1 protein-coding gene is annotated in these 1,432 nt (G+C 64.7%); it reads left to right on the top strand.

The window, feature by feature from the left end; genetic code table 11:
- Positions 1-289 precede the first annotated feature (289 nt).
- Positions 290-1,432, top strand: a 1,143-nt coding sequence (locus tag KB201_RS24610; RefSeq protein WP_211540888.1) for an IS30 family transposase, incomplete at its 3' end; no start/stop codon positions are given.

Raw genomic sequence — 1,432 nt, 5'->3', positions numbered from 1 at the left:
GGCGGATTCAACTGGTCGTCGCAACACCATGATCATGGAGGTGTTTGCGGTGGCTACGGCGGACTGGAGTCGGAGGACCAGCGATGTGGCGGTAGGTGTTCGTCGGCAGTGGCGTGCTGATCGTGCACTTCGGCCGGCGATGCGATCGCCGGGGCGGCCGGAGCCGTCGCGGCAGGTGCAACGTGAGTTTTGGCGGGTGGTCGCGACGGGGGTGAGCACGGCACAGGCATCGATCGCTGTCGGTGTGTCGGTGCCGGTGGGTACACGCTGGTTCCGCCACGCTGGCGGCATGAGGCCGCTGAGTCTGGATGAGCCTTCGGGCCGCTATCTATCCTTCGCCGAACGGGAAGAGATCGCGCTGCTACGCGCCCAGGATCGTGGGGTGCGTGAGATCGCACGGTGGATCGGGCGGAGTCCGGCCACGATCTCGCGTGAGCTACGGCGCAACGCCGCAACCAGGAGCGGGAAGCTCGAGTATCGGGCGTTGGTGGCGCAGTGGAAAGCCCAGCAGGCCGCCAAGCGCCCGAAAACAGCGAAGCTCGTGGCCCACGTCGAGTTGCGGGAGTACGTACAGGACCGCCTGGCCGGCGTTGTCCGCCGTCCCGATGGCACGATCGCTGCGGGCCCCACGCCACCGCCATGGAAGGGGCTTAACAAACCGCACCGGGCCAACCGGCGGTGGTCGCTGGCGTGGAGTCCAGAGCAGATCTCCCAGCGTTTGAAGGTCGACTTCCCCGATGATGAATCCATGCGTATCAGTCACGAGGCGATCTACCAGTCCCTGTTCATCGAGGGCCGCGGCGCGCTCAAACGTGAGCTGGTCGCGTGCCTGCGCACCGGACGTGCACTGAGGGAGCCGCGGGCCCGCTCGCGCAACAAGCCGCAGGGTCACGTCACCTCCGATGTCGTGTTCAGTCAGCGCCCTGCCGAGGCCGAGGACCGTGCCGTCCCCGGGCACTGGGAGGGTGATCTGATTATCGGAACTGGGAGATCGGCGATCGGCACGATCGTTGAACGTCGTAGTCGTGCAACACTTCTGGTGCATCTGCCACGCCAGCAGGGCTGGGGTGAGCAGCCGCCTGTGAAGAACGGGCCCGCACTCGGTGGCTACGGTGCCATCGCGATGAATGCAGGACTGACAGCGTCGATCGCCGCGCTGCCGCAGCAGTTGCGCAAAACGTTGACGTGGGATCGCGGCAAGGAACTGTCCGCTCACGCCCAGTTCGCGATGGACACCGGAACGCAGGTGTTCTTCGCCGATCCGCACTCACCGTGGCAGCGACCATCCAACGAGAACACCAATGGTGTTCTGCGCCAATATTTTCCTAAGGGAACTGATCTGTCGCGGTGGTCAGCTGAGGACCTCGAGGCCATCGCCTACACCCTCAACAACCGTCCTAGAAAAGTCCTTGGATGGAAAACTCCCGCCGAA

The organism is Gordonia sp. SCSIO 19800, from assembly GCF_018132775.1.
In the GTDB taxonomy this organism is placed as follows: Bacteria; Actinomycetota; Actinomycetes; order Mycobacteriales; family Mycobacteriaceae; genus Gordonia; species Gordonia hongkongensis.
Note: the sequence above shows the minus strand (reverse complement) of the source record. Positions and strands in the feature narration are given on the sequence as shown.